This window comes from Blautia intestinihominis, from assembly GCF_040096655.1.
GTDB classification, from domain to species: Bacteria; Bacillota; Clostridia; order Lachnospirales; family Lachnospiraceae; genus Blautia_A; species Blautia_A intestinihominis.
This window is the reverse complement of the sequence record NZ_JBBMEI010000103.1, coordinates 1-8,535: the sequence shown is the minus strand read 5'-3', so window position 1 is coordinate 8,535 and position 8,535 is coordinate 1. Positions and strand designations below refer to the sequence as shown.

General features: G+C 34.9%; 6 protein-coding genes and 2 pseudogenes. 3 read left to right on the top strand and 5 right to left on the bottom strand.

Annotated features, from left to right (window positions below):
- Positions 1-722 (top strand): annotated as a pseudogene (locus WMO75_RS17830) (relaxase/mobilization nuclease domain-containing protein); the annotation flags it as partial.
- A 23-nt stretch (positions 723-745) separates the two neighbouring features.
- Here WMO75_RS17830 and WMO75_RS17825 read toward each other — a convergent pair.
- A complete protein-coding gene (locus WMO75_RS17825) occupies positions 746-1,159 on the bottom strand; it encodes a winged helix-turn-helix domain-containing protein (RefSeq protein ID WP_005426519.1) in 414 nt (137 codons plus the stop codon).
- 118 nt (positions 1,160-1,277) lie between these two features.
- On the opposite strand from WMO75_RS17825, the gene WMO75_RS17820 reads away from it, so the two are divergent.
- Positions 1,278-1,652 carry a BlaI/MecI/CopY family transcriptional regulator gene (locus WMO75_RS17820; protein WP_092073165.1) on the top strand — a complete coding sequence of 125 codons (375 nt, stop codon included), beginning with the start codon at positions 1,278-1,280 and terminating at the stop codon, positions 1,650-1,652.
- 10 nt (positions 1,653-1,662) lie between these two features.
- Positions 1,663-3,459 carry a BlaR1 family beta-lactam sensor/signal transducer gene (locus tag WMO75_RS17815; protein ID WP_349078645.1) on the top strand — a complete coding sequence of 599 codons (1,797 nt, stop codon included), beginning with the start codon at positions 1,663-1,665 and terminating at the stop codon, positions 3,457-3,459.
- Between the two features lie 27 nt (positions 3,460-3,486).
- On the opposite strand, the gene WMO75_RS17810 is transcribed toward WMO75_RS17815, so the two are convergent.
- From WMO75_RS17810 to WMO75_RS17795, 4 genes and pseudogenes are all read right to left on the bottom strand, one after another.
- Positions 3,487-4,734 carry a DUF6070 family protein gene (locus WMO75_RS17810; RefSeq protein WP_055059611.1) on the bottom strand — a complete coding sequence of 416 codons (1,248 nt, stop codon included), beginning with the start codon at positions 4,732-4,734 and terminating at the stop codon, positions 3,487-3,489.
- Entirely contained in the window at positions 4,721-5,878 is a 1,158-nt protein-coding gene (locus tag WMO75_RS17805) for a DUF6070 family protein (protein WP_173762967.1), read from the bottom strand. The genes WMO75_RS17810 and WMO75_RS17805 overlap by 14 nt, the downstream gene beginning before the upstream one ends.
- Before the next feature lie 40 nt (positions 5,879-5,918).
- A complete protein-coding gene (locus tag WMO75_RS17800) occupies positions 5,919-8,018 on the bottom strand; it encodes a penicillin-binding transpeptidase domain-containing protein (RefSeq protein ID WP_008703843.1) in 2,100 nt (699 codons plus the stop codon).
- A 284-nt stretch (positions 8,019-8,302) separates the two neighbouring features.
- Positions 8,303-8,535 (bottom strand): annotated as a pseudogene (locus WMO75_RS17795) (IS4 family transposase); the annotation flags it as partial.

Genomic DNA, 8,535 nt, shown 5'->3' with positions numbered 1-8,535 from the left:
TTTTGTGCGGATACGCACACTCCTGCGCTTTCATCTCGGTAATTGAATTGCCGAGGATTCCCGCTTATTATCCTAAAGAACGTATCAAAGAACGCATTGAAAATAAACGTCAAAAAGCTATTTTTCCTTCTGTTCATAACAAATTAATAGATACCAATGCTCCCAATATAGCAGGAAACATTGGGCTTCAGAAATGGGCAAATAAGGAAAATTTAAAAATTGTCTCTGCTGAATATAACAAGATGCTCACACATAATCTACATAATTTTTCAGAACTTGAAGACCGCATAGCCTTGTTACATATGCAGCAAAAAGAGGTAAATACCTCTGTTGTTTCTCTCGAGTCTCAGATACGTCATCTTCGAGAAATGCTAAAATATGCCAAACAATATCAGAAAAATAAAATTTACGATGACCATTATAAAAGTTCCAAAGATCCGGATCGTTATTTCCGTAAATATGAATCTCAAATTATTCTTTTCGCTGGTGCTGAACATATTTTACAGGAAAATGGTATAGACCTGAAACATCTTTATTCCAATAAGTTACAAGCGCAAATTGCAGATCTTATTTCCAGAAAGGAATCACTAAATACTCAATACGTTTCCTTTAAGCAAGAAATAAAAGAGTTGGAATTGATACATCAAAATCTGTCCAAATATCTCAAACAGGATGCTCCTGAAATACAAAGATCTTCTCATAACAAACTTCCTTCTTTGTAAAACCATAATAATAGGCAGTGATTTCACTCGCTGCCTAAATTCCCGTTAAACCGATATCCTACACCTCGTACTGTTTGTATATATAATGGTTGTCCAGGATCATCTTCTATTTTTTCTCTGATATTGCAGATATGTCGCATAACCACATTATAATCACCGGAATAAGGTTCATTCCACACCAAATCATAAACCATTTCTTTTCCAAATATTCTACCTGGACTTTTCGCTAAAAGAAGTAAAATATCATATTCATATTTTGAAAGATGAACATCACTATCATTCTTTTTAACAATTCGTTCCTGTAGATATATTTTTAATTCTCCAAACCTTATAATTTCCGGTATGAATTGGTTTTTATGTTCCCAGCTAGTCAATATGTTTTCACTTATGCTTCCATTAGCATCTGTGATTCTCTCAATAATTTCTATCTTTTTCACCTTTATTGCCTCTACATTATTAATTTTATATTCTATATATCATCTGCCATTTGACTTTTTTCTTCTACAAGTAATATAATATATTTATTACATATGTAGGATTTAGCAGGAGGATTTTATTATGTCACTACCCCAGATTTCAGAAGCCGAATTTGAAGTTATGAAAATTGTATGGAAATATGCTCCCATCAATACAAATGAAATTACAGAAAAACTTACTCTAACTACCAGCTGGAGTCCAAAAACAATTCAAACTCTTATCAAGAGACTTGTTTCCAAAAAAGCTCTTTCCTACGAAAAACAAAGCCGGGTATTTGTCTATACTCCATTAGTCCAAGAAGATGAATATATACGCCAGGAAAGCAATTCTTTTTTAAAGCGATATTATAATGGAAATCTTTCTTCTATGCTGGCTTCTTACCTTGAAGACGATAAGCTCTCTTCAACAGAAATTGATAACTTACGCCATTTATTATCAAAACATCAGAAATAGGAGGTTTTGAATGAGCAACTGGATCATCCACTTTTTAATCAGTAATATCTTCATATGTATTTTTACACTTGTAATAATCGGAACAAAAAAACTTCTGAAAAAATATTTATCTGCGACTACACAGTACCATCTCTGTTTTCTTTTATTTTTATTACTTGCCGTGCCATTTTTTCCTGTACAGATTCATGGCTCACAACTTTTTTCATGGTTACATTTTTTTCAAACTGACTCAGGACTTAACTCTGGTACCGACACGCTATCCGAACTTACCAGTAATACACAAAATATTTTGTTAAACCAGGTGAATGATTTTTCAGTTTCCATCAGTAGTCAATTTTCTGGAGGCTTGAATACCATACTCTTTCTAATATGGATAACGGGTGTTATGATTATGTCAGTCCTCACCCTTCATTCATTAAACTATGTACGTTCCATAAAAAGATCTGCTCTCCCGCTTCAAAATCAGCAGGTAAAAACTATTTATTACAATTGTTTAAAGGAACTTAAAATCTCTCACCCAGTATCAGTCTACAGTACTGCATTTTTAAAATCACCAGTTTTAATCGGAATAATACATCCCAGAATTTACATTCCCATCCATTTAATTTCCGAACTGAATCCTGATGATATGCGTTTTATACTGCTACACGAATTACAGCATTACCGTCACAAAGATACATTTATTGGCTTCCTCATGGTCATAAGTAATATACTCTACTGGTTTAACCCTTTTGTTTGGTACACTTTAAAAGAAATTCTCTGTGACCGTGAAATAGCCTGTGATTCTGCTGTATTGCAGATGATTTCTGCTGATGAATACCAAGCTTATGGAACTACACTGATTAATTTTGCAGAAAAAATATCCTCTTTTTCCTCTCCACTGGCAGTTGGAATGTCCGGAAATTTCAGGCAGATGAAACGACGTATTCTCAACATCGCCGTTTTTAGGAAAGAAACTCTTTATCAAAAAATGAGAGCATTGATAATTTATCTGGTCATTAGTGCTGTTTTTATTGGATGTACACCCATTTTATCCGTTGATGCCTCTACTCAAAGCGTATATCATTTTAGTGATACAGACAAAAATATCTCCCTGTTAGATATATCCGAAACATTTGGAACATATGATGGATCATTTGTTTTGTATGACAATAATTTGGATTTCTGGAAAATATACGATCTTGAAGAAGCCACCAAACGTATTCCGCCAGAGTCTACCTACAAAATATACGATGCATTATTAGGGTTGGAATCCGGAATCATCACACCAGAACACTCTTCCATGACATGGAATGGTGATGCCTTTCCTTTTCCATCCTGGGAAGCTGATCAGGATTTAAACTCTGCTATGCAAAATTCCGTTAACTGGTATTTCCAGGCAATTGATTCGCAGCTCGGAATTAACAGAGTCCAGGAATTTTTGAATAAAATAGAATATGGAAACCAAACAACCAGTTCAAATCTGGATTTATACTGGTCCGATTTTTCATTAAAAATCTCGCCTTTAGAGCAAGTAACATTATTAAAAAAATTTAACACAAATGAATTCCATCTAAATTTCCAAAATGTATTTTCTGTTAAAAATGCTATAAAAATTGCCAGTACACCTAATGGTAATTTCTACGGAAAAACTGGAACCGGTCGTGTCAACGGACAGGATATCAACGGCTGGTTTATCGGATATGTAGAAACTTCCGATAACAGCTATTATTTTGCAACCAATATCCAAAGTGATTCTAATGCAACTGGCAAAAAAGCATTTGAAATCACTTCTGATATCTTAAAAAAATTACATATATGGAATTAACAAATATGAAAGGGCTGATAGTTGTTATCAGTTCTTTCTTTTTATTCTATATTGATATTTGGGAACTTCTTTCGTACCATTATTCAGAATTTTATTCCCCATATATTTAAAACTCTTATCATCGTTGAACTTAACAGTCAGCTCACTTGTAATAACGGCATCATTACATATAAATGTATCACATACAGCATCAACAACCAACACACTGTTTCCCTCTCCGCTATCTCTTATTTCAACGACCTCCGGTAAAGATGTTCCAAAATAAGTAGGGCTATAATTTAAACAGCCTAATCGTTCCCAGTCATAAGTTTGATGTTCCGAATCAAATACTGCCCATTTTTTAATTTGATCTGCTGTTATCGGCAAAAACTCCATTATCAGATTTTCAAACTCTTCTGCCGGAATTCCACTTGAGTTACCTGAAAACTCATATCTCTCCCCGTATTTCATTCGATATAAATATTCATATAAACCATTATAATCTAACCCTTCCATATCAGATCTATCCCAATCAGAACATAAAAGATTATTCCCCTGATATCCAAGCAAATACACACACCTCTTTGAAACTTCCCTGCATTCATCACTTAAAGGTTTAATTCTTATCATAGAACTGCCATCAACCGCTTCTGATACTTCCGGATACTTTGGAACGCATAGCGTATAACCAAACCAGCCTTTTTCTGTATATTTCCATTCTTCTATCCTTGTATACGAAACATATACAATAGATGGATTGTCGTTCATACCCCAAACAGCTTTCACAGCCAGCAAATACATATCTGTCCCATCATAATTGAATTTGAGTCTTTCTATCCCACCATCCCTGTTAATCCTATATAAGACGATATCTCCTGTCAGATCCTGTTCTGCCCTGAAAAGAAATTCTTCCATTTTAGAATAATTAGCCATATTTGAATACGGTGCTGATGTAATAACGGGGACATTTTTTTCCTTTAATACTTCCTGCATTTCTTCCATTACTGTCTCAGAAACTACTATATTCGATGAAGTCCCTTTATCCGCCTTTTGATAAATGACTTTCATCTGATTCATAACATTCTTACAATCTTCAATAGCTTCTTCTTTCACGACTTCATCTACTGGCAAATCATATCCTCTTTCTTGTACAGCATAATTCGCAGTTTCCTGTGAAATATATTCTAAATCAGCCCCTTTACATTTTGTATTTCCTATGAAAAAGCATCCCGAAATAAATAAAACGCTCATCATCTTTTTCAGTTTTCTTTTTGTAATCATATCAATTATCTCCATAACATTCCTCCCACTTTTCGTCTGATAATCTTTCTGTATACCAGGTAACCTCTATTTCTGACCTTGATACATAATTGGATACATATTGAAATCTATCTTTATCTAACAGCCGAATGGTTACGCTATGACAAAACGCCTGATCTAATTCTTTTTGTGGCCATACCGCATTTACTTCCAGTGTTATTGTTCCATCTTGATTTTCTATGTAGGAAACAACTTCCGGATATGGAATATATGGTGTGGGAGCAAAATCATATACGATTCCTCTGGTTCGATACCGATATGTCTGTATTTCTGTGTGAAATACCGTTCCTGTCTGCAGTATCTCTGCGCTTATATTAAAATATTTTTGAAATATCGTTTCAAATGATTCTTTTGGGATTTCATAAGTCTTTCCTTCCTTAAATTCATCAGTTTTTTCTTCCATTGAAAGTAAACGATCAAAAACATCATAAAAATTTATTCCATCATAATTTTTTTCACTCCAATTAGAAGTAAACAATTTATTAAGTGTATATCCAAAAGGAAGTATATATTTTCGATTCAACTCCCGACATTTTTTATTTAACGGTGCTACCCGAAAGTCCCGATATCCAGACGGTCCATCATATCCTGCCGGATGATATTCTTCTATAAAGAAATGCCCGTTTTCTGTATATTTCCATGAATTAGCTCTAAACTCATGATAATATGTTTCCTGCCAAGTGTCCTCTTTCCATTTAAAAGAGCTTACTTCAACGTCTATTTTCCCCTGTTTGGTTTTCAGATCATACCGGATAAAATGATCCCCTGCTATAACTTGAAATATAGTAGTTTTTCCATTCTTCTCTTTTTCTGCTTTTTTCAAAAAATCATCTACTTTAATACTTTGAACCATATCCAGCTGATTGTAGGAATCAATTACTGCATATCCATATTTTCCAAAATAATCCATACTTTTTTGTATTGTACTCAGCTCATATAGTGCATTTTCTTTCACAGCATTCTCATATATGCTCTGATAGCCTTCTGCTAGCATTTCACACTCTCTGTAAATTTTTTCTTTCGTATCTTCAATTGTCTTTTTCTGCTCTTTCTTTATGCCACATCCACTACAGACAGCAAGAAAAATAACTCCCACAAATATTTTCCAAATTTTTTTCATATCATTTTCCTCTTACATTTGTAATATTTAAAGGTAAAAATTATTCATTACCAAGATATTCATCCAGTATCGCCTTATCCTTTTCCACCACATAACCGCTTCCTCCAATATCTTTCACATTCTCTACCATACTGATGAGCAAAATAGGATTCTCTGTATCTCTATCTGTAGTAAAAACTGTAAACCAGCCAATTTCTGTTCCAGATGTATCTTCTTTTGTAGCTTTCAGTTCCGCTGTTCCGGTTTTTCCTGCTAATCTAATGTCTTCCCGGCATGCTCCATAACCAGTTCCTTCCGGGTTATTCACTACACCCTCTAGCCCCTCCATAACCTCCAAAACAATCTGTGGTGAAAAAGCATCTTTTATCCAGATTTCACTGGAAGTGCTTCCATCCGCGTGAAGATATGGCTTTATCATATTTCCATCATTTAGAAAAGCCGTATAAATGCTTGCAAGATGCAAAGGATTTACCAGAATCTGTCCCTGTCCATACCCACTGTCAGCAAGCTGGATTTCTGTTTCTATCTTGTCCGTATTAGAATACTGAGACTCTGACATTTTAATATCAAATGGAAGTTCCTGATTAAATCCTATTTGATTTAGAGATTGCATCAGTTGATCCGCACCGATTTTTAATGCTGCTTTTGCAAAATAAATATTATCTGAATAAATAAGCGCATTTTTCAAGATCACAGGTGCATAATCATGAAGTGTAGTCACTGTATAATCTCCCCACGAGGAATCTTTCTGCCATGCCAGACCCTCATTTCCAAAATCGTCATTTGCAGTAAATGCCCCCACTTTTAATCCAATTGCAGCAATTACAGGTTTAAAAGTTGAGCCTGGACACCATGTCTGGCGAAAGCGGTTGTATAAAGGCCTGTCTTCATTTTCATTTAATGCACTCCACTGGCTATTGTCCATTCCACGTACAAAATCATTATTATCATAAGATGGCGTACTTACCAACGCCAGTACTTCCCCTGTATAAGGATTCAAGGCTACAGAACATCCTCTGTCTTCTTTAAATTGTTCATAAAGAGTACTTTGAAGATCGCCATCAATCGTAGTATGGATATCTTCTCCATCTTTTTTAGGCTCATATGCAATGACACTTTTTTTATTTCCATTTGCATCTACAATACAGATCTCACACCCATCTGTCCCTTTTAGTTCTTTTTCATAAAGCGTTTCCAGTCCCGTCTTTCCAATCACACTGTTTGTACGATACCCTTCCCCTTTATGTTCCTGCAAATCCTCGGCTGTAACCGCCTGTACATACCCTACCAGATGAGAGGCAGCTTCTTTTAGATAATAAGTTCGTACTTTTACATCAGATAACATAATACCTGGAATCTTCAATAATGTGTCCTGCTTTTCTTTTTCTTCCAGAACAGTTTCATCCGGATTCACTGTCAGAAGATCGACCTCTTGTATTTTAGGAATTGTTGCTACTGGTACAAAAGAATCTGCTTTTACCCAATCGGCTTTTAACTTATCCTCAATTTCGTCTGCTCCAATTCCAAGATACTCTGCCAGTTTTTTTATTGTATCTTCCCTGTTCTCCATTCTGCCCGGAACAATTCCTACCGAAGATGCAGTTCCCTCTCCAGCCAGCTGGCGACCATTTCTGTCTAAAATATTTCCTCTTTTTGCCTCTTCTAACGTTACCTGAACTTTATCCGTTGCAGATAACTCTGGAAAAATCAACTGATCCTGCCAGATTAAATGATATCCTGTCCAGTTATGTGAAAATACCGCATTGTTGGTAAATTCTACATTTCCTGCAGCAGTCTGCATATTTGTTGTATAGGAAACTGCCGCATTTCCGTTTTCTTTTCTTTTTGCTGTAATATCGGTTATGGACAGATCAGACATCTCAATGCCTTCATATATTTTAGAATTTCGTTCTATAAATTCTTCCTTACTGTTCATGCTGCTTTTTTTCTGATCCAGCATGGCATACATTTGCTCATATTCCCCTTTTTCAATATATTTCATATATTCCATTAGTCTTTTTTCAGGAACATTACGATTCATTATTGTTACAATACCGATTCCACCACCAATCAATATACCGCTAAATAAAACTATTTTTGTGATAGTCTTCGTGTGTTTTTTTCTTTTCGTTTTTCTCATATAGTTTTATTTCTCCTTTTTTCGTATTTTCTTAAATATTACACTTGTAATATTTAAACGTCAAGTTTTTTCTTAGGTTTATATATGTAAACAAGAGGAAAGATTTGGATAAAAAAAGAAAGGGCATCTCAAAGCCCAATGTCATTAAGTTATCATAGGCAAGCTGATTTGGCGTTTGCCCAGAAACAGGTTGAGGAGTTCTCTTCAGCCTGTTTTCTATTTTTGCCAAACACAAATAGACAGATTTTCATCTGCCTCAAAAAACTATATTCACTTATTCAAATTTATGCTACTCTATATAAGAAACCATGAAATATCTTAGTAGTTGCTTTCCGTTCCCCATGACGATCGGGGCGTATGGGAATCACATTCTTTGCGATAATGGTTTCTAAATCAGGTGATGTCGTTTTCCCACGATAAAATAATCGGCACAAGTGCGGCGCAACTGAGAAGTTGGCTTTATATGTATATTTTCTTTGCTTTTTTTCAATGACTACGTGCGAGGTAATCATTTGTG